This window comes from Stenotrophomonas sp. YJH_SMC_69 (assembly GCF_059370495.1).
In genome coordinates this window covers 22,139-40,879 of the sequence record NZ_JCAFTS010000006.1, presented here as the reverse complement: position 1 = coordinate 40,879, position 18,741 = coordinate 22,139, and the positions used below count along the sequence as shown (strand labels likewise).

14 protein-coding genes are annotated in these 18,741 nt (G+C 66.4%); 5 read left to right on the top strand and 9 right to left on the bottom strand.

Translation table 11 applies throughout. The features are described 5' to 3' along the window. Window positions 1-3 precede the first annotated feature (3 nt). The 3 genes from AC5P8F_RS12060 to AC5P8F_RS12050 form a co-directional block, all read right to left on the bottom strand. Window positions 4-5,184 carry an RHS repeat protein gene (locus AC5P8F_RS12060; protein ID WP_495228248.1) on the bottom strand — a complete coding sequence of 1,727 codons (5,181 nt, stop codon included), beginning with the start codon at window positions 5,182-5,184 and terminating at the stop codon, window positions 4-6. Window positions 5,185-5,421: 237 nt separating this feature from the next. After that, the gene (locus AC5P8F_RS12055) at window positions 5,422-5,928 is read right to left on the bottom strand and encodes a DUF2867 domain-containing protein (protein WP_041863783.1); all 507 of its coding nucleotides are present in this window, start codon (window positions 5,926-5,928) and stop codon (window positions 5,422-5,424) included. Then, window positions 5,925-6,587 carry a serine/threonine-protein kinase gene (locus AC5P8F_RS12050; RefSeq protein ID WP_014648307.1) on the bottom strand — a complete coding sequence of 221 codons (663 nt, stop codon included), beginning with the start codon at window positions 6,585-6,587 and terminating at the stop codon, window positions 5,925-5,927. The genes AC5P8F_RS12055 and AC5P8F_RS12050 overlap by 4 nt, the downstream gene beginning before the upstream one ends. An 85-nt stretch (window positions 6,588-6,672) precedes the next feature. Between AC5P8F_RS12050 and AC5P8F_RS12045 the strand changes: the two genes are divergently transcribed. Continuing rightward, window positions 6,673-8,670, top strand: coding sequence for a bifunctional DedA family/phosphatase PAP2 family protein (locus tag AC5P8F_RS12045; RefSeq protein ID WP_495228246.1), 1,998 nt, complete (start codon window positions 6,673-6,675; stop codon window positions 8,668-8,670). A gap of 177 nt (window positions 8,671-8,847) precedes the next feature. Here AC5P8F_RS12045 and AC5P8F_RS12040 read toward each other — a convergent pair whose 3' ends face one another. The 3 genes from AC5P8F_RS12040 to AC5P8F_RS12030 form a co-directional block, all read right to left on the bottom strand. Continuing rightward, a complete protein-coding gene (locus tag AC5P8F_RS12040) occupies window positions 8,848-9,426 on the bottom strand; it encodes an LON peptidase substrate-binding domain-containing protein (RefSeq protein WP_032956024.1) in 579 nt (192 codons plus the stop codon). Next, window positions 9,423-10,790, bottom strand: coding sequence for a UDP-N-acetylmuramate:L-alanyl-gamma-D-glutamyl-meso-diaminopimelate ligase (gene mpl / locus AC5P8F_RS12035; RefSeq protein ID WP_495228244.1), 1,368 nt, complete (start codon window positions 10,788-10,790; stop codon window positions 9,423-9,425). Before mpl ends, AC5P8F_RS12040 begins: the two co-directional genes overlap by 4 nt. 331 nt (window positions 10,791-11,121) lie before the next feature. Beyond that, on the bottom strand, window positions 11,122-11,685 hold the full coding sequence (locus AC5P8F_RS12030) for an adenylate kinase (protein WP_032956019.1): 564 nt from the start codon (window positions 11,683-11,685) through the stop codon (window positions 11,122-11,124). Window positions 11,686-11,822: 137 nt separating this feature from the next. Between AC5P8F_RS12030 and AC5P8F_RS12025 the strand changes: the two genes are divergently transcribed. The 3 genes from AC5P8F_RS12025 (at window position 11,823) to AC5P8F_RS12015 (ending at window position 14,549) form a co-directional block, all read left to right on the top strand. Further along, window positions 11,823-13,079 (top strand): 6-phosphofructokinase, encoded by a 1,257-nt coding sequence (locus AC5P8F_RS12025; RefSeq protein ID WP_014648312.1) that lies wholly within the window; start codon window positions 11,823-11,825, stop codon window positions 13,077-13,079. Between the two features lie 165 nt (window positions 13,080-13,244). Next, complete coding sequence (locus AC5P8F_RS12020) at window positions 13,245-14,039, top strand: hypothetical protein (protein WP_046432358.1); 795 nt, start codon at window positions 13,245-13,247, stop codon at window positions 14,037-14,039. A gap of 120 nt (window positions 14,040-14,159) precedes the next feature. Then, window positions 14,160-14,549, top strand: a complete 390-nt coding sequence (locus AC5P8F_RS12015; RefSeq protein ID WP_014648313.1) for a DUF488 domain-containing protein — start codon at window positions 14,160-14,162, stop codon at window positions 14,547-14,549. Between the two features lie 74 nt (window positions 14,550-14,623). Here the strand turns inward: AC5P8F_RS12015 and AC5P8F_RS12010 are convergent, their stop codons facing one another. Beyond that, window positions 14,624-15,127, bottom strand: a complete 504-nt coding sequence (locus tag AC5P8F_RS12010; protein WP_014648314.1) for a hypothetical protein — start codon at window positions 15,125-15,127, stop codon at window positions 14,624-14,626. A gap of 355 nt (window positions 15,128-15,482) precedes the next feature. On the opposite strand from AC5P8F_RS12010, the gene AC5P8F_RS12005 reads away from it, so the two are divergent. Continuing rightward, on the top strand, window positions 15,483-17,510 hold the full coding sequence (locus tag AC5P8F_RS12005; protein ID WP_495228242.1) for a sodium-translocating pyrophosphatase: 2,028 nt from the start codon (window positions 15,483-15,485) through the stop codon (window positions 17,508-17,510). A 78-nt stretch (window positions 17,511-17,588) separates the two neighbouring features. Here the strand turns inward: AC5P8F_RS12005 and AC5P8F_RS12000 are convergent, their stop codons facing one another. Continuing rightward, the gene (locus AC5P8F_RS12000) at window positions 17,589-18,311 is read right to left on the bottom strand and encodes an energy transducer TonB (RefSeq protein ID WP_126411337.1); all 723 of its coding nucleotides are present in this window, start codon (window positions 18,309-18,311) and stop codon (window positions 17,589-17,591) included. Next, on the bottom strand, window positions 18,308-18,733 hold the full coding sequence (gene exbD, locus AC5P8F_RS11995) for a TonB system transport protein ExbD (protein WP_053495202.1): 426 nt from the start codon (window positions 18,731-18,733) through the stop codon (window positions 18,308-18,310). Before exbD ends, AC5P8F_RS12000 begins: the two co-directional genes overlap by 4 nt. Window positions 18,734-18,741 lie beyond the last annotated feature (8 nt).

Below are 18,741 nucleotides of genomic sequence, written 5' to 3'. Positions count from 1 at the left end.
AGGTCACCGAGGGTTGGTCAGGTCGCCGTAATCCACAACGCTCTGCGGATACGGGTTGGACCAGGCTGAACAACCGCTGGCATTGCAGGCGCGCACAATCTGTACTTCCGCGCAGTAGACCGCGCCCTGAGCTTCGATTGAGCTCTCCGGACCGGAATACTCGAGCCTTCCGCCGTAGGCCATCATCTCGTAGTTGGTTGCACCCGGCATGCTGGTCCACTTCACCTCGCAGGAGATTTTGGTGGCGCGCCCTTCCTTCCATTGCGACTTGATGGAATGAATGAACTGCGGCGTACCCGGGGGCGGATTGGAAGCGACGACCACCGTGTTGGAGAAGTCACTGCAGCCAGAGATGTTGCATGCCCTTACGCGATAGGCGTAGTTGCCGAACACCAGACCATTGCGCTGCGACTGGGTCGAACCGTCGTTCTGGACCGCCGTCCAGGTTCCGCCATTGACACTCTCATCCAGCAGGTAGCTGGCCGCCATGGCAACGCCCGTCCAATTCAACGTGACACTGCCCGACGAGGTTCCTGCGGGCGCACTCAGGCTGGGCGGTGCCGGTGGCCGGATCACTGAAACAACACTCGTCGCCGAGTACACGCCCCACCCCGCATCGTTGCCGGCCCGGACGCGGTAGGCATAGTTGCCGGTCCCCTTGCCACCGAATGCCTGACTGGTGCTGGCCAGTGAGGCAACCTGTGCCCATGCACCATTGTTGAAGCTCTCCTCCAGTGCATAGCGCAATGCGCCGTCGACGCTGCTCCACGCAATCGTATAGTTGCCATCGAGACTCTGCCCCGGCACGTTGAGCGAAGGTGCCGCTGCAGGCGGATAGATCACCTGGGTCCGGGCAACATCTGATTCAGGACCACAGCCCGCTGGGTTACAGCCAAAGACCCGGTACCCATACGTCCCGGCCGGCTTGCCGGAGACCGCGAGACTGCGCGCCGCGCTCTCCTGCACCGTCTGCCAGGCGCCCGCTCCCACCTGCTCCTGCAGGCGATAGGTTGCCGCGCCCGCCGCTTCCGTCCAAGTAATGCTGTAGCTGCCATTGAATGCCGTTGCGGGCGCGCTTACAGCAGCCTTTGCCGCAGGAGGACGCTGCACCACGACACTGGCCGTCGCCGACCAGCCACTGCAGCTGTCCTGTTGGCAAGCGCGGACAGCATAGCCAAACGTTCCTTCCGCCTTCGCGGACGTGTTCCAGCTACGTTCGGCGCCGTTGTAGATCGTGGCCCAAGCTCCGCCAGCTGCCTGCTCTCGCAGTTCATAACGGCTGGCGTAAGACACCGCCGTCCACTGCAGTGCATAGGCACCGTTGTTGCTGAACGCGGGCGCGGTCAGGACCGGCGCAACCGGCGCGACGACCTGGATGGCCTGCGCCACCAGGCTGCCATTGAGGTGGATGTACTCGGTATTGCGGCCCTCCCGGGCATTTTCCTGCCGGCGCAGCACACCGTCGTTGCCGTACAGCGATCGAATGGTGGCACCGTCATTGGCGCCCGCCGACAGGATGCGCCGGCCATGTGCGTCGTATCGGTATCGCTCCGCGCTGGCCACACTGCGCAGGCGATTGCCGAAGTCGAAGCTGTAGCCGACGCCGTTGCGGCTGGAGAGGTTGCCCTGTGCGTCGTAGCTCAAGCCCAGAGTGGTGGCGCCTCCACTGTTCTGTACGTTGGTAAGCCGGTTATGGGTGTCGTACCAATAGACGTGATCCTTGACACCGGTCAGCGCGGCCGAACGCAGGTTGTCCACAGCATCGTAGGTGTAGCGGTACACGCCATCTCCGCCAAACGAAGGCGAGGTGGCCTGAATCAGACGATCCAGTCCGTCGTAGGCCATGGTGCGCGTGCGCTGCCCGTCCAGATTGTCGACGATACGCGCGACGTTGCCATTGGCGTCGTACTCATAGGTCGTGTCCAGCGCTCCGGCACTGTCGACCACCCGGGTAGGCAACTGGCGCTGGTTCTGCGCCATCGTGTGCACGATGCCATTGCCATAGGTGAATTGCTTCATGCCCCCATTGGCGTAGTAAGTCACCCCTGAGGCGTAGCCTCCCGCCTTGGTCGGCTGGCCCAGCGCGTTGGGCGCATAGTCAACGAAGCGCCCACTCGGATAGGTCAGGCCTGAAAGTGCGCCATTGGCGTTGTAGGCATATCCCAGCGACTGGATGCCGAGGGTACTGTCACTGGAGGTTTCGGCCGTCAACAACCCACGCTTGTTGTAGGTATAGGTGTTGATCGCCTGCGTCGTCCCCGCATCGTTTGCCGTGGTCACCGTGGCCGGCTTGCCGTCCCTTGTATACGTCCAGCCCTGGTTGCCATTCCCATCCGGGAACGCAAGTGTCGACAGCCGATTGCGCGCATCGTAGCCACGAACGATCCTGCGGGCCGCAACCGGTCCAGCATCAGCGTCGCATGCCGTGGTGCTGGAAAGGTCCAGGCCAGCTGCGCTCCAGGCAAGATTGCCCGCTGCGTCGTAACCCATCAGCGTTGCGCCGGTCTCCGGCTCCACACTCTTGCAGAGCTGCTGATGACCGTCATACACATAATTGCGGGCAATCCGGGCGCTGCCGTCCTGGTTGCGGCGCACGATCGAGCGCGGCTTGCCGAAGATGTCGCGATCGATATCGGTGAACGCGCCCGCCGGGTGAATGATCGACACCGGGGATTCCGTCGACGGCGCACCGAACGCCTGGAAAGTGGTCAGCGTCGTATTGCCCTTGGGGTCGACCACTTTCAAGCCGCCACCCGCCAGATAACTGGTCAGCGATGTCAGCAGACCGGCCTCGCTGTCGACGGACACCGAGGTCTGTCGCCCCAGCGCGTCGTAGCCGGTCCATGTACCTGTACTCAGCACAGCAGACTCGCCAGGGTGCGAGGCGAACACCTGCCGACCCGCTTCGTCGTAGGCAAACCTCTGGTAGCGCTGGGTCACGCCACGCGAGGACTCGTCATATTCCTCAGTCAGCAGCGGACGCCAGAAGGCATCGAAATAGACGTTGCGCCGCGCGTTTCCGGTTGCGACGGTCTGCCGCCAATGACCCGCTCCGATACCGTACTCGTCGCCGTTGATGGCGGTGAAACTCTGTGTCGTACGTGCCCAAGCCACACTGTCGCCCGCCGGCCAGTCGATGGTGGCCATGCGTCCCATTGCGTCATAGCCGTACTGGGTGGTTGCACCGTTCTCATCGGTAACGCTGCTGACCCAGCCATTGTCGTCCACCACCGCCGACTGCACAGCGCCGTCGGCAAACTGGATCTGCTGTGGCGTGCCGCGCTTCCAGCCGGAAAGCGTAGTGCGATTGCCACGACCGTCATCCACCATGGCCACGGTTCCGTCAGGGTTGTAGCCCAGTACCTGCTTCAACAACCCATACGAACGCACTTCCGTGGGCCGCATCAGGCCATCGAACGTCGTCTGCTCGACCACCACGCCGGTATTCTCGTTGGTGACCTTCGCGATCGCGCCCAGAATCCATCTGCTTCGGTCGTCCGCATACTGAGTGGCATCGGTGCGGCTGCCCAAAGGACTGGCGCTATTGACACGCAACGGGCGAGCCAGATCATCGAACAACAATATGCTGGTCTGGTAGGTCACGCCATCCTGCTGGATGGCCTCGGCCACGACCGGGCGCACCTGAGCTGTGCTCGGCTCGTCGCCACTGTAGATCATCCCGTGAAGCGGGGCGAATGGCTGTGATTTCACTTCGTCTTCGGTCATGTAGACCGAGGTGCTGCTCTTGACCACATTCCCGGCCGCGTCAATGACGCTGCTACCCAGCAGCCGCCCTTCATTCAGCGCGTACTGCGAGCCATAGCGGTAGGCCGTGCGGGTTCCGTCGGGATTTGAGATCGTGACCTGCTTTTCCTTCTTGCAGGTCGTGCAGGGGTAGATGGCTGCACCGCCCACGCCGCCCCAGAGCGGCTCGTAGCCGCTGCCATAGTCATAGCTCCACTGCAGCACCTTCGGCAGGCCCGGTCCCCAGATCTTCTTGGCTCTCAGCGAGACTACGTCGTAGAAAAACGGGGTGACGATTTCGTAGTAGTACGCCGACTGTGCGATCCGGCGGATGCACTCGCTGGCATGGACGCCACTGCGGTACTGGCGACCATTCGAAAACTGGAACTCACCCATCGCACCGGACGGATGCTTGATGGTCATGACCAGCGTACCGTCACGCTCCGGCGGCTGCTCCTGACAGGTCTCGTTGCTGTTGCCGTCCCAGTTCACCTTCTCCCAGGCGCGCAGCGCGCTGGAGTAGGCGTAGGACCAAGTGCTTCCATCGGGCTGGGTAACTGCGGTGAGGCGGTTCTGGCCTTCGACCTGACCGTAGCCATAGTTCCAGGTACGGCCCGCGGCAGTCACCGACACCAGAAGCGTGCCGCTGTAGGCCAGCGTGATCTCGCGGCCATCGCTGGACCAGATCCGGGTCGGGTGACCGTTGCCGTTGTACTCGTACTGTACCCAGTTGCCCGACCGGTCCTCTACACGGCTGGCCATGAGGTAGATGCGCGTGCGAGCGATCTTGGTCCTGTCTCCTTCGCCGCCCGAGCGCTCCAGCGTGCCGCCAAAGCGCGTGAACGCGGTATCGAAGAAGTACGACTCGCCCGAGGTGGTCCTGACCCGATAGCCCTCGCCAGCCAGACCCGACTTCATTGGAATACAGTCGATGGCATCGCGATGCGAGGTGCTCCACTTGCGTGCAACGCCGTCTGTCGGCATCGGCGTGTTGTTCCAGGCCCCCAACATGGTGCGATCACCACCACCCGGGACATGGATCATGTTGCCCTGCCAGACTTCGTTGAGCCGGAAGGAAATGGGCCACTGAGGCACCATGTCGCCACTGCAACGATTGTTCAGCCAGGCGCTCGCGCCGGGGAACATGCCGGTGATGTACGGCGTGTCGACCTCCCAGCCGCCCACACCATCGAGACTGGCGTTGAAGCTGCCACTCCCGACCAGGTCCATCTCGACACTGAACCGGCGCCGCATCTGCACCGGCAGGGCGTTGTTGCCTGGCAGGCTGACGTCGGTGACGGCAAACTCAGTCTTGCCGTTGTAGAGGCTGACGCTCCCGCCGAAAAGATCATCCTTCAGCGCCGTCAGGTTCTGGGCGGACTCAATGAGCTTGCGGTATTCCTGGTAGGGCTCGACTGCCGAGACCGAACCTGCGACCACGCACAGCGTCAGTGCCGTAGCAACACGGCACTGCCAAGCAGCAACTCGCTTCACAATTTTCCCCTCGCGTCCGCATGCGTAGCCGCGCCAGGACGGCGCGACGTTGCTTCCATGCGACTCTCTCGTTCCTGATTCTAGGCGAGCGCTGCGAACAGATGGAAGGGGTCGTCAACGGCAATCATCTGGCACTTGCACGCGACCATTGAATTGCTTAATGCACCCACGCATGGCGTGGATCTACCGGTACGCCTGCACCTGCTTCCTCAGCAGATGCGGCACGATCAGCCGATGCACGGGTGCAACCGGCAGCATGTACACGCGCCCGAACGCGTTGTGCGTATGGACCACCGTCGCCACTTCCAGCACATCGCCCTGCCACTGCAGGGCCAGCTGCACACGCAGGTGGCGGTCGTCGTCTTCCAGCACGATGGCATCGTCATCCAGCGACTGCAGGGTGAAGATGCCCAGCCGTTGCCCCGGACGCGGCTGCGCGATGTCCTGTACCGCACGCAACGAGCCCAGGTGCTTCATGCCGAGCAGGCGCATGCCGCGATTGCGCAGTGCCATCAGCCCATCGAACCAGCCGGGAATGGTCGCCGCCATGTCGCGATAGGCCTGCAAGGCCGAGCGCCCATCACGACGGGTCGTCGCCTGGCAGGCGTGCACGAAGTCGGCGCCAGCCAGCTGTGGGCGCAGGATGCTGCCTGCACTCGGCGGGCCGGTCACCACCTGCGTACGGCTCACGGCTTCGGCCCCTGCCCCTCGTTGTCTTCCCAATGCAGGATGCGGCGGGTGACGAAGCGGTAGACCGGCTTGCCGGTGGCGAACCACAGCTCGCGCACCCAGGAGGTGCGCTTGAGCACCCGCTTTTCCACCGGGGTGAGCGACTCGCGGCAGTACATGCGCTTGTGCTTGAGCAGGTGGCGCAGGTCCTCACGGGCCAGCAGGCGCATCCAGCGCGAGCGCGGGTTGCCGATCACCGCCAGCTGGAAGTCGATCAGCGCCGGGCGGCCATCGTCGGTGACCAGCCAGTTGGCTTCCTTGGCCAGATCGTTGTGGGCCACGCCATTGCGATGCAGCTGCTGCAGCAGGCGACGCGCGGCGCGGAACCAGGCCAGGTCACCGCGAGGCGGACGCTGGTACATGGCGTCGCCGGCCATGAAGCTGCGGTCGAGATGACGTCCATCCCACGCCAGCAGCTGCGGCACATCGGCCATGCCGTGGATGTGGCGCAGTGCGCGTGCTTCACGGCGGGCCAGCCACCAGGCCGGCAGCCGCAACCACAGTGGTGTGGCGCCCAGATCACGGCGTACAAAGGAGCCGGCCGGCCCTTCCACAAGGAGGATGCGACCGAAGCTGTCGGCCTTCAGGGCGTGCGAGGGCGTGTCTGACGAATGCGGCATGTGCCCATTCTAGGCGATGGCGCCCGTTGCAAACGGTCACCAAGCGGCTGGGAACCAGTCACCTTCACGCCCCTATAATCGGGCAATGGACTCTTCATGGATCGACGCCACCCTCGCGTGGATTGCCGCTCACCCCGTGCTGGCGGGTGCCGTTATCTTCCTCATCGCCTTCTGCGATGCGGTGATCATTCTCGGCGCCATCGTGCCGGCCCTGCCGCTGCTGTTCGCGGTGGGCGTGTTCATCGGGCTGGGCCAGATCTCCGGGCCGTATGCGGTGGCGGCAGCCGCACTGGGCGCATTCGCCGGTGATGGCATCAGTTACTGGATCGGGCGCCGCTGGGGTGACCGCCTGCGTGGCGTGTGGCCCTTCAGCCGTTACCCGCAGCTGCTCGACCGCGGCGAAAACCTGTTCCGCCGCAATGCTTTCAAGAGCATCCTGGTAGCACGCTACGTGGGCGCGATCCGGCCGTTCGTGCCGGCCATCGCCGGCATGATGAAAATGCCGGCCAGCCGCTACATGCAGGCCAGTGGCATCGCCAGCATTTCGTGGGCGGTGCTGTTCCTGGCACCGGGCTGGGTGCTCGGCGAGGCCTACGACGCGGTGGCCGCCGTCGCAGGGCGCCTGGTGGTGGTGGTCGGCCTGCTGGCAGTGATCCTCGGCCTGGTCTGGGCCATCGTGCTGTACGGCTACCGCTGGTCGGCCGCGCGCATGGACAACTGGCTGGCGCGGCTGCTGGACTGGTCCAACCGGCACCCGACGCTGGGCCGCTACACCGTCGGTGTGCTGGACCCGAAGCGCCGCGAGTCGGTGCCGCTGGCGATGCTGGCGCTGATGCTGCTGGTGCTGGGCTGGGGCTGGTTCGCGCTGCTGACCGTGGTGGTCGCCCATGGCGAGCCGCTGGCGATCGACCTGCTGGTGCACCAGGCCATGCTGGCGCTGCGCAATCCGCTGGCCGATTACCCGATGGCCGCGCTGGCATCGCTGGGCGCCTGGCAGGTGTTGTTGCCGGCCACCGCTGCAGCGATGGGCTACCTGATCTGGCGCCGCCGCTGGATGGCAGCCGCGCACTGGCTGGCCGCGCTTGCCTTCGGCCTGGCGTTGACCATGCTGCTCGGCGCAACGGTGGATGTGGTGCGACCGGTCGATGCCAGCAGTGGCTTTGGCTTCCCGTCGGTGTCGGTGACCATGGCCACCATCACCTTCGGCTTCTTCGCGGTGCTGATCGCCCGCGAGATGCCTGGCCGCACCCGTGTCTGGCCGTACCTGGTGTCGGGCATCGTGGTCAGCCTGATCGGCTTCTCGCGCCTGTACCTGGGCGCGCACTGGCTGAGCGATGTGATCGGCGGCATGCTGTTCGGTACGTTCTGGCTGCTGGTGCTGGGCATCGCCTACCGCCGCCGCTTCAACCGCTCGTTCTGGGTGAAGCCGGTGGCGTGGCTGTTCTACGGTGTCTTCGCCGTGGCGGCGATGTGGTACGCGCCGCGCCACATTCCGGTGAAGCTGGAACGCTTCGAGCCGACCCTGCCGGCGGCGCAGGCGATGGACATGCAGGCCTGGTGGCAGCACGACTGGGCGACACTGCCGGCGCGCCGCAACGAGTTCGACGACGACCAGCGCTGGCCGCTGGACGTGCAGGTGGCGGGCCCGCTGGCCCCGCTGCAGGCGCAGCTGGAAGCACGCGGCTGGAAGCGGCAGGAACAGGCCGGCTGGCAGGAGGCGCTGCTGATGCTGGACAAGAACACGGGTGCCGACGAACTGCCGGTGCTGCCAGCCACGCTGGACACGCGCGTGGAAGCGCTGTTGATGGTGCGCCCGGGTACACACCGCGATGAGCGCTACGTACTGCGCCTGTGGCCAGCCCCTGCGCAGTTGCAACCGGGCAATACGCCGCTATGGCTGGGCAGTGCGCAGACCCTGCGCTACGAGCGTCATTTCGAGTGGATCGGCATGTGGCACCCGCTGCGTGGCGTCGACCCGGCGCTCAACGCAGTGAAGGACGCCGTGCAGGACCTGCCGCAGCGCGAGGATGTGCAAAGCGAAACCGGGTTGCCGGTGCTGCGGTTGAAGACCACGGCGCCCTGACCGGCACCGGTGCGCGATCACCCACTGTAGAGCCGAGCCCATGCTCGGCTGCTCTTCGCGGGAACCATCAAGCCGAGCATAGGCTCGGCTCTACAGTAGATCCACGCCGTGCGTGGATGGCATTCCACGCATGCCCCAGCGTGTGCACCAAGGTGCACACCCACCCAAGGCAGGCTGCTACGGCATCCAGCCCAGCAACTGCTGCAATCGCTGGTGCGGGTCGTCCATCTGCAGCAGCTGCAGGCGCTGCTGCTCGCTCAGCGGCAACAGCTCGGCCAGCCGCCAGCCGACCCAGCTGGCCTGGTCCAGCAACGCCGGGTTGGACGGCGCATAAGCCTCGCCGGCCTGTTCGATGATGTGCCCCAGCACCGTGGCCAGCAGCGCGTGCTGTGGTCGCAGTTCGTCGTCCGGGTCTTCCTCGCACCAGCGCACGTCGGCCACCACCAGGCCGTTGTCGCGCACGCGGGTACGCTCCACATGGAAACGGCGGGTGCCGCGCAGGCGAAGCTGCAGCACGCCATCGGCACCGACATCGAAGTCTTCGATGCGCACCTGCACACCGTAGGCCGCCGGCGTCGCCGGTGCGCCGACTTCCTCGCCATCGAGGATCAGGCAGACACCGAACCCCTCACCACTGCGGCCGCTGTCGCGGACCAGGTCCAGATAGCGGCGCTCGAAAACACGCAGGCCCACCGCCGCACCCGGCACCAGCGTGGTGTGCAGCGGAAACAGCGGCAGCGGGCTGTCGACGCTCATCGGGCCTGCAACGCGGCGAGGAAGCGGCGCGGGGCGCCGTCGAAGCCACCGTTGGACATGAACACCACGTGGTCGCCACTGCGCACGCTGGACTGCAGCTGCGCCAGCAATGCGTCGGTATCCGGCACCGCGTGGGCGTCACCACGTACCGCAGCGATCACCGCAGCGGCATCCCAGGCCAGTTCCGGGCGATGCAGGAACACCACTTCATCAGCCAGCGCCAGCGACGGTGCCAGTGCCTGCGCATGTGCGCCCAACCGCATCGAGTTGCTGCGCGGTTCCATCGCAACCACGATGCGCGCATCGCCGACCCTGGCACGCAGGCCCTCCAGCGTGGTGGCGATCGCGGTGGGGTGATGGGCGAAATCGTCGTAGACGGTGATGCCGCCATGGCTGCCGATCACTTCCATGCGGCGCTTGACGCTGCGGAAGCGCGCCAGCGCCGGGATCACCGTGGCCGGCGCCACGCCCACTGCATGCGCAGCGGCCAGCGCGGCCAGCCCGTTGAGCACGTTGTGGCGGCCCAGCAGCGACCACTGCACGTCGCCCAGCGCCTGCCCACGATGGTGCACGCGGAACGCGCTGCCATCGGCGGCCAGCAGCTCGGCATGCCACTCCAGCGACGGATCGAAACCAAACCGCTCGACCGGAGTCCAGCAGCCCATCGCCAGCACTTCGGCCAGGCGCTGATCCTCGCCGTTGACGATCAGCCGCCCACGTGCGGGCACGGTACGCACCAGGTGGTGGAACTGGCGCTGGATCGCCGCCACGTCCGGGAAGATGTCGGCGTGGTCGTATTCAAGATTGTTGAGGATGGCCACCAGCGGCCGGTAGTGCACGAACTTGCTGCGCTTGTCGAAGAAGGCCGTGTCGTACTCATCGGCTTCGACCACGAACTCGCGGCCCTGGCCCAGGCGCGCGGAGACTCCGAAATCCTCGGCGACGCCGCCGATCAGGAAGCCGGGCGAGCGCCCTGCACTTTCCAGCAGCCAGGTGAGGATGGTGGTGGTGGTGGTGGTCTTGCCATGGGTACCGGCCACGGCCAGCGTGTCGCGGCCCGGCAGCACCTGCTCGGACAGCCACTGCGCACCGGATATATAGCGCTGGCCGGCATCGAGCACGGCTTCCACGGCGGCATTGCCGCGCGACAGCGCGTTGCCGATCACCACCTCGTCGGTGCCGGCCGGCACGCTGTCGGCACGGTAGCCCTGGTCCAGGGTGATGCCCAGCTGTTCGAGCTGGGTCGACATCGGCGGGTAGATGGCCTGGTCGCTGCCGCTGACGGAATGCCCGAGTTCCCGCGCCAGGGCGGCCACGCCGCCCATGAAGGTGCCGGCAATTGCAAGGATATGTACGCTGCTCATGACCGAGGATTGTGACCGATGACGGCTGTATAGGGCCAATGTCCGCTATCGGGTAAGACAACCCCTACACGGGATGTGAGAAAACTCCAATCAGCTGTCAGGGAATTCCCGATAGCGATGTTCTGTGAACCCGGACACAATTCGAACTGCCAGCCGCAGTACCCGAACCGGTCCTACTCCCCAAGAGGCCATCCCCAAGGGAGCTCATGCTGCGGGGCCCTGAGCAAGCCCTTCGCTGGCGCCTGTCAAACGACACAGGCCTGATCCTCGCGGACCAGGCCTGTGTTTTTTTGCGCCCGGGGAGCCGGCAATTCGCGCCGGCCCGGCCGGATCAGGCCTTGATTGCCGCCAGGATGCGGGCTTCGATCTCGTCCAGCTCACCGACGCCATCGACGCGGGCCAGGGTGCCACGGCCGGCGTAGAAATCGACCACCGGGGCGGTCTGCTCGTTGTAGACCTGCAGGCGCTGGCGCACCGCTTCCGGATTGTCGTCGGCGCGGCCCTGCTCCTTGGCACGACCGGCGATGCGATCCACCAGCAGCTCGGTGGCCACGTCCAGCTGCACCACGGCGTCCAGCGGCTGGCCGATCTTGGCCAGCAGGCCGTCCATCGCATTGGCCTGGGCCACGTTGCGCGGGTAGCCATCGAGGATGAAGCCCTTGGCGACATCAGCCTGGGTCAGGCGCGACTCCAGCATGCCCAGCAGGATGTCGTCCGACACCAGGTTGCCGGCATCCATCACCGTCTTGGCCTGCTTGCCCAGCTCGGTGCCGGCGGCGATTTCCGCGCGCAGCATGTCACCGGTCGAAATGTGGGCGATGCCCAGCTTTTCCTTCAGGCGCGTCGCCTGTGTCCCCTTGCCCGAACCGGGCGGTCCCAACAGAACCAATCGCATTTGACCTGACTCCAACGTGTTGAAAACAAAGAAGGTTCGCGTCCCGGACGGTCCGGTATCGCTGCACCGCAATAGCGCCACTTTACCGCATCCGGGTAATGTCCCTGCAATGTCCCCTCCCCCGAGCAGGTAGAAGCGTGCGCAACGGTACTCTCCTTTATGCCCAGTCCGGCGGTGTCACCGCCGTCATCAACGCCACGGCGGCGGCGGTGATCGAGCAGGCGCGGGCCAAGGGCATCAAGGTCCTGGCCGCCCGCAACGGCATCCTCGGCGCCCTGCGCGAGGAGCTGATCGACACCAGCAAGGAGAGTGCCGCGGCCATCCGCGCGCTGGCCCATACCCCGGGCGGTGCCTTCGGCTCGTGCCGGGTCAAGCTGAAATCGCTGGACGCCGACCGCGCCCGCTACGACCGCCTGCTGGAGGTGCTGCGCGCGCACGACGTGCGCTGGTTCCTCTACAACGGCGGCAACGACTCGGCCGATACCGCGCTGAAGGTCTCGCAGCTGGCCAAGGCCTCCGGCTACGACCTGACCTGCATTGGCGTGCCCAAGACCATCGACAACGATCTGGCGGTGACCGACACCTGCCCCGGCTTCGGCTCGGCGGCCAAGTACACCGCCGTCTCGGTGCGCGAGGCGGCGCTGGACGTGGCGGCGATGGCCGAGACCTCCACCCGCGTCTTCATTTACGAGGCGATGGGCCGCCACGCCGGCTGGCTGGCCGCGGCCGCCGGCCTGGCTGGCAACGGTGATGACGAAGCACCGCACATCATCCTGCTGCCCGAGCGCGCCTACGACGAGGCCGCATTCCTGGCCAAGGTGAAGGCCGTGGTCGAGCGCGTCGGCTACTGCGTGGTGGTGGCGTCGGAAGGTATCGCGACCGCAGATGGCCGCTTCGTCGCCGACGCAGGCGGCGGCAAGGACTCGTTCGGTCACTCGCAGCTGGGCGGCGTGGCCGCGCACCTTGCTGCACGGGTCAAGGACCAGCTGGGCCTGAAGGTGCACTGGGCGCTGCCCGACTACCTGCAGCGCTCGGCCCGCCACCTGGCCAGCAGGACCGACTGGGAGCAGGCACAGGCGGTCGGCAAGGCCGCCGTGCAGCTGGCACTGAAGGGCCAGAACGGCGTGATGCCGGTGATCGTGCGCAGCAGCGATGCGCCCTATCGCTGGAAGATCGAAGCGGCCCCGCTGTCGAAGATCGCCAACCACGAGAAGAAGATGCCAGCCGGCTTCATCCGCCGCGATGGCTTCGGCATCACCGCCAAGGCGCGCGCCTACCTGTCGCCGCTGATCAAGGGCGAAGCGCCGCTTCCCTATGGCACCGACGGCCTGCCGAAGTACGTGACACTGAAGAACGTGGCGGTGAAGCAGAAGCTGCCGGCCTTCGAGGGCTGAAGTGTGCCTGCGTCCTGTGCGGCGCACAGGGCGCATTGCGGCGGCCGCCGAAGCGCCCCACAATCGGGCTCCGGCCCGGGGCAAAGGGGCCGCTGCAAGCCAGATTCGACGCTGCCCGGCCCTCAAGGCCCGGGCCCGTGCTGCCATTCCACAAGGACTGTAACCATGAAGCACCCGATCCTGATCGCCGCGCTGCTGTGCGGTGCTGCCGCGCCGGCCTTCGCTGCGACCTGCGAAAGCAACTTCCAGAAGAAGGGCAATCCCTTCGTCGGCACTACCTTCACTTCATCGGTCACCCATCCGGACCTGACCGTGGCCAGCGCCATTGGCCAGATGCGGGTGATCGCCAAGAACGCCAACATGGACGTCCTCAGCGAGGACGTGGAAGGCGGCTCGATGCTGATCGAAGAGCCGGAATCCATGGCCCACAAGCCGATTCCGATGATCATCAGTGCCACCTCCGAAGGCGGCCAGGGCACCGTCGGCATGGTGGTGAAGGTCAACAAGGGCGCCATCGCCCCGGCCGACGGCGTGCGCGAAGAAATGTGCAAGCTGCTCAACCAGATCAAGCCAGGCAAGGCGGGCGAACAGGCGGCCAAGGCCACTCCGCAGGCCTCGGTGGTGACCATTGCCGCCGACCGCTTCGGCTTCCAGCTGCGCAACCAGAACAAGGACAACCCGGCCGCGGTCGAGCCGCGCTACAAGGGCAAGACCTACGCCATCACCGGTCGCATCACCACCGTGCTGCGCAGTGGCGGCACCTACAACACCAGCTTCGACCTGCCCAGCGATGGCAGCATCGATTTTGAGCGTGTGGCCATTTCCTGCTCGTTCGCAGCCAACCAGGCCGCGTATGCGCTGGCCCTGCGCCCGCGCGAGAAAGTAACGCTGACCGGCGTGGTCGACAGCTACGACCAGATCGGTCGGGTGTTGTGGCTGAAGGACTGCCGCGGCAACTGACCGCTGCCGGCATGGGAAAAGGCCCGGGTGCGCAGGCGCCCGGGCCTTTTCGTTTCCCCAGCGGTTCACGCCTGGCGCACGTGCATCGCAGGATGATGGACGCCCCGCCTGGAGGTCATCATGGCACTGCGTGTTGTTCGTCTCGGCAGCCCGCGCCAACCCGGTGAGGGCCTGCGCATCGGCACCGTGCGGCGACCACCGCGCGGCGTGCCCCGCAGCGAATTCGCGAAACGGGACTGGTACGACGTCTGGTTCCCGACTCTGTCACCCAGCGCGGAGCTGGTGAAACAGGCCCATGAGGCGAAGACCGCCGCCGACTGGACTGCGTTCTTCCGCCACTACAAGGCCGAGATGAAAGCGCCCGATGCCGCGCACGCGCTGGACCTGCTGGCCGCGATGTCGCAGCACAGCGACCTCAGCGTGGGCTGCTACTGCGAGGACGAAGCGCATTGCCATCGCAGGGCGTTGCGCGAGCTGCTGGTGGCGCGCGGGGCGACGCTGGCGGAGTGAGATCAGCCGGATGCCGGCCAGCGGCCGGCACTACCACCCGTGGACGACTGCGTGGGCGCAGCGCACGCATCATCTCAATTGCAGGCCTTGCCTTCCATCTGCAGCTGCGCGGCGAACATCGTCACCTGCGGAATCTGGCCGGCTGCCGCCTGCTTCTTGGCCTCTTCCAGATAGATGCGCGACTGGCCCTGCCCATCCAGCTCGACCTTGTTGCTCGACGGCAGGCGCCACACCCGCACCACCGCCTGCTGCGCCGGGCATGCCGCGTTGGGCACGCGGATCACATCGTTGAGCTTCCAGCCCTTGTCGGCACTCGGCTGTGCCTTGGTGTAGTCGACGAAGCGCGCACGTGGCTGGCACTGCTCGCTGGTACGCACGGCGGAGAAGCGGTACGGGGCGGCGGCATCGCCGGTGAACGCACCTTCCAGGCGTGCGCAGGCCTCGGGAATCTGCCGCAGCGTATGCACCGCGCCCACCGCCTGGGGTGCGCCCACGGCACGCTGCAGCTCCGGGGTTTCCGCAGCGAGTGCCGGCACGGCCGGGGCCAGGGCGGCGAGCATCAACAGGGACAGGCGCATGAGGGATCTCCATCGGGACTCCGCGCAGGCTTGCAGAGGCTGGCTTAACGGGGTGCAAAGGCCGGTGGCTCGCAAATCATGCCCTTGCCTGGCGGCGGGTCCGCGCGCATGTCGACGCGTTCATTGGCAGGGCGCCCACGGGTCATGCGGCGCGGCTCCCACGGGCCAGTCGAGCATGGCTCGACTCTACAAAGAGCGGCACGCATACTGCGGGCACCAGGGAATGCTGAACACCGCCATACGTCGGACGACCACCAAGGTCGGTACGGGTTGGTTCCAGGCTGCAGCCCGTCGTCCCCCTCGTGGTGCCGTTCATCGCCACTGGATGCCTACATCCATTCTGCGGAGGGGTCTAATGCTGGAACGTCACGGGCTGTCACTGGCGCTGGGCTGCGCCATTCTCGCGATCCTGTTCGGAATCGTCTCGGCGCGCTGGATCCTGCGCCAACCCACCGGCAATGAGCGCATGGTTGCGATCGCCACCGCGATCCAGGAAGGTGCGCGTGCCTACCTCAACCGTCAGTACCTGACCATCGGCATCGCCGGCGCGGTGCTGTTCGTGCTGGTCGGGGTGTTCCTCAGCTGGTACACCGCGATTGGTTTCGCGGTCGGTGCGGTGCTGTCCGGCGCCGCCGGCTACATCGGCATGAACGTGTCGGTGCGCGCCAACGTGCGCACCGCGGAGGCGGCGCGCCAGGGCATCAGCGCGGCGATGGACGTCGCCTTCCGCGGCGGCGCGATCACCGGCATGCTGGTGGTCGGGCTGGGCCTGCTGGGCGTGGCAGGCTACTACGCACTGCTGCTGCGCATGGGCCTGCCGATGGAGCAGGCGCTGCACGCGCTGGTCGGGCTGGCGTTCGGTTCGTCGCTGATCTCGATCTTCGCGCGGTTGGGCGGCGGCATCTTCACCAAAGGAGCCGACGTCGGCGCCGACCTGGTCGGCAAGGTCGAAGCCGGTATTCCCGAAGATGATCCGCGCAACCCGGCGGTGATCGCCGACAACGTCGGTGACAACGTCGGTGACTGCGCCGGCATGGCCGCCGACCTGTTCGAGACCTACGCGGTGACCGTGATCGCCACCATGCTGCTGGGCAGCCTGATGCTGGCCGAGGCCGGCGCCAACGCGGTGCTCTACCCGCTGGTGCTGGGCGGCGTATCGATCATCGCCTCGATCATCGGTGCGCTGTTCGTCAAGGTGAAGCCGGGCGGCTCGATCATGGGTGCGCTGTACAAGGGCGTGATCGTCTCCGGCGTGCTGGCGGCGATTGCGTTCTATCCGATCACCACCGGGCTGATGTCCGACAACGTGCATGGGCCGATGGCGCTGTATGGCTGCGCGTTGATCGGGTTGGTGCTGACCGGGCTGATCGTGTGGATCACCGAGTACTACACCGGCACCCAGTACAAGCCGGTGCAGCACGTGGCGCAGGCCTCGACCACCGGCCATGGCACCAACATCATCGCCGGCCTAGGCATTTCGATGAAGTCCACCGCGCTGCCGGTGGTGGCGGTGTGTGCGGCGATCTGGGGAGCCTTCGCGCTGGGCGGCCTGTACGGCATCGCCATCGCCGCTACTGCGATGCTGTCGATGGCCGGCATGATCGTCGCCCTCGATGCCTACGGCCCGATCACCGACAACGCCGGTGGCATCGCCGAAATGGCCGAGCTGCCCTCGGAGATCCGCGACATCACCGATCCGCTGGATGCAGTGGGCAACACCACCAAGGCAGTGACCAAGGGCTATGCGATCGGATCGGCGGCGCTGGCCGCACTGGTGCTGTTCGCCGACTACACCCACAACCTGCAGGCGGCCAATCCCGGCCAGGAGTTCCGCTTCGATCTCAGCGACCACACGGTGATCATCGGCCTGCTGATCGGCGGCCTGATTCCCTACCTGTTCGGTGCGATGGCGATGGAAGCGGTCGGCCGCGCCGCCGGTGCGGTGGTGGAGGAAGTGCGCCGCCAGTTCCGCGAGATCCCCGGCATCATGCAGGGCACCGGCAAGCCCCAGTACGACAAGGCGGTGGACATGCTGACCCGCTCGGCGATCCGCGAAATGATCGTGCCGTCATTGCTGCCGGTGGCGGTGCCGGTGGTGGTCGGCTTGCTGCTGGGGCCACGCGCGCTGGGCGGCCTGCTGATCGGCACCATCGTGACCGGCCTGTTCGTGGCCATTTCGATGACCACCGGCGGCGGTGCCTGGGACAACGCCAAGAAGTACATCGAGGACGGCCACTTCGGCGGCAAGGGCAGCGAGGCGCACAAGGCCGCGGTGACCGGCGATACCGTCGGTGACCCGTACAAGGACACCGCCGGCCCGGCGATCAATCCGCTGATCAAGATCATCAACATCGTGGCGCTGCTGCTGGTGCCGCTGCTGTAGATCCGCGCCATGCGTGGATGACGGCTTCGATGGGGTCAGAGCCCTTTCCTGCGGAAAGGGATCCGACCCCACCGTCAATCACCGCCCACGCAGGAAGAACGACACCGGCACCATCACTTCCACCGGGTCGCCGGCCATTTCGGCCGGCGGCGCCGGCAGCGGGCTGGCCCGCTGCACGGTGTCCAGCGTCTCCTGGTCGAGCAGCGCGAAGCCACTGCTGCGGCCCAGTTTCAACCCCGAGACCGCGCCATCCCGGGCCACGGCAAAGCGCACGTAGACCACGCCCTGCTGGCGCAGCCGCTCGGCCTGGCGTGGATAGCGCCGGTGCTTCTGCAGGTGCCCGAGCAGGCGTCCTTCCCAGGTCGCCTCGGCACGACTGCGCTCACCCGCCGTGGTCTGCGGCGCGGTGTAGCGTGCGGCAGCGTCGGCGGCCACCTGCGGCGGTGCGCTGGTCTGCGCGACGTTGGCATCGGCGCTGTCCGGCGCGGGCGCTGGTTCCGGCGCTTCTGGCGGAGGCAGCTCACCCTGCGGCTGCACGGGTGCCTTGGGTTGCTCACGCACGGCTGGCGCTGGCGCCTGCTGCCGCTGCTGTTGCTGCTGCAGCGGCCCGGTGGCGACCTCGCGCGGCGGCGCCGGCGGTGCCTGCGCCATCGGCGCCAGCTCCAGCGTCAGCGCTGCCGGGGGAGCCGTTGCAGCCTGCACCGGTGCGCGCGCCACCCACCAGCAGGCCGCGCCGATCAACAGCGCGTGCACCAGCAGTACGATCGCCAGGCTGGTCGCCCAGCGCCGCAGTCCGCTCATTGCGTGCGCTGCTCCAGGCCGACCAGTGCCACCTTCAGGTAACCGGCCGCACGCAATGCATCCAGCGTGGCCATCAGTTCGCCGTAGGGCACGTGGGTATCGGCGCGCAGGAAGATACGCTGCGCGGTGTCACTGTGGGTGGCCGCCTGCAATGCAGCCGCCAGCCCGTCGCGCGCTACGGCCTGTTCGCCAACGCGAAGCGACAGATCGGCCTGCACAGTCACATACACCGGCGCCTGTTCGGGCGGCGTGGCACTGGCGCTGCTGGCCGGCAGCTGCACCGGCACCGACACGGTCGCCAGCGGTGCGGCCACCATGAAGATGATCAACAGCACCAGCATCACGTCGATGAAGGGCGTGACATTGATCTCGTGCGCTTCTTCGGGGGCATCGTCGCGGTCGGACGCGGTCCTGATCGCCATCGTCGCGC

Coding starts and splice junctions, on each gene's coding strand:
- AC5P8F_RS12020 (WP_046432358.1), top strand. CDS start 13,245: ATGAAGCACCCGATCCTGATCGCCGCGCTGCTGTGCGGTGCTGCCGCG.
- AC5P8F_RS12000 (WP_126411337.1), bottom strand. CDS start 18,311: ATGAGCGGACTGCGGCGCTGGGCGACCAGCCTGGCGATCGTACTGCTG.
- AC5P8F_RS12045 (WP_495228246.1), top strand. CDS start 6,673: ATGGACTCTTCATGGATCGACGCCACCCTCGCGTGGATTGCCGCTCAC.
- mpl (WP_495228244.1), bottom strand. CDS start 10,790: ATGAGCAGCGTACATATCCTTGCAATTGCCGGCACCTTCATGGGCGGC.
- AC5P8F_RS12015 (WP_014648313.1), top strand. CDS start 14,160: ATGGCACTGCGTGTTGTTCGTCTCGGCAGCCCGCGCCAACCCGGTGAG.
- AC5P8F_RS12050 (WP_014648307.1), bottom strand. CDS start 6,587: ATGCCGCATTCGTCAGACACGCCCTCGCACGCCCTGAAGGCCGACAGC.
- AC5P8F_RS12010 (WP_014648314.1), bottom strand. CDS start 15,127: ATGCGCCTGTCCCTGTTGATGCTCGCCGCCCTGGCCCCGGCCGTGCCG.
- AC5P8F_RS12030 (WP_032956019.1), bottom strand. CDS start 11,685: ATGCGATTGGTTCTGTTGGGACCGCCCGGTTCGGGCAAGGGGACACAG.
- AC5P8F_RS12005 (WP_495228242.1), top strand. CDS start 15,483: ATGCTGGAACGTCACGGGCTGTCACTGGCGCTGGGCTGCGCCATTCTC.
- AC5P8F_RS12040 (WP_032956024.1), bottom strand. CDS start 9,426: ATGAGCGTCGACAGCCCGCTGCCGCTGTTTCCGCTGCACACCACGCTG.
- exbD (WP_053495202.1), bottom strand. CDS start 18,733: ATGGCGATCAGGACCGCGTCCGACCGCGACGATGCCCCCGAAGAAGCG.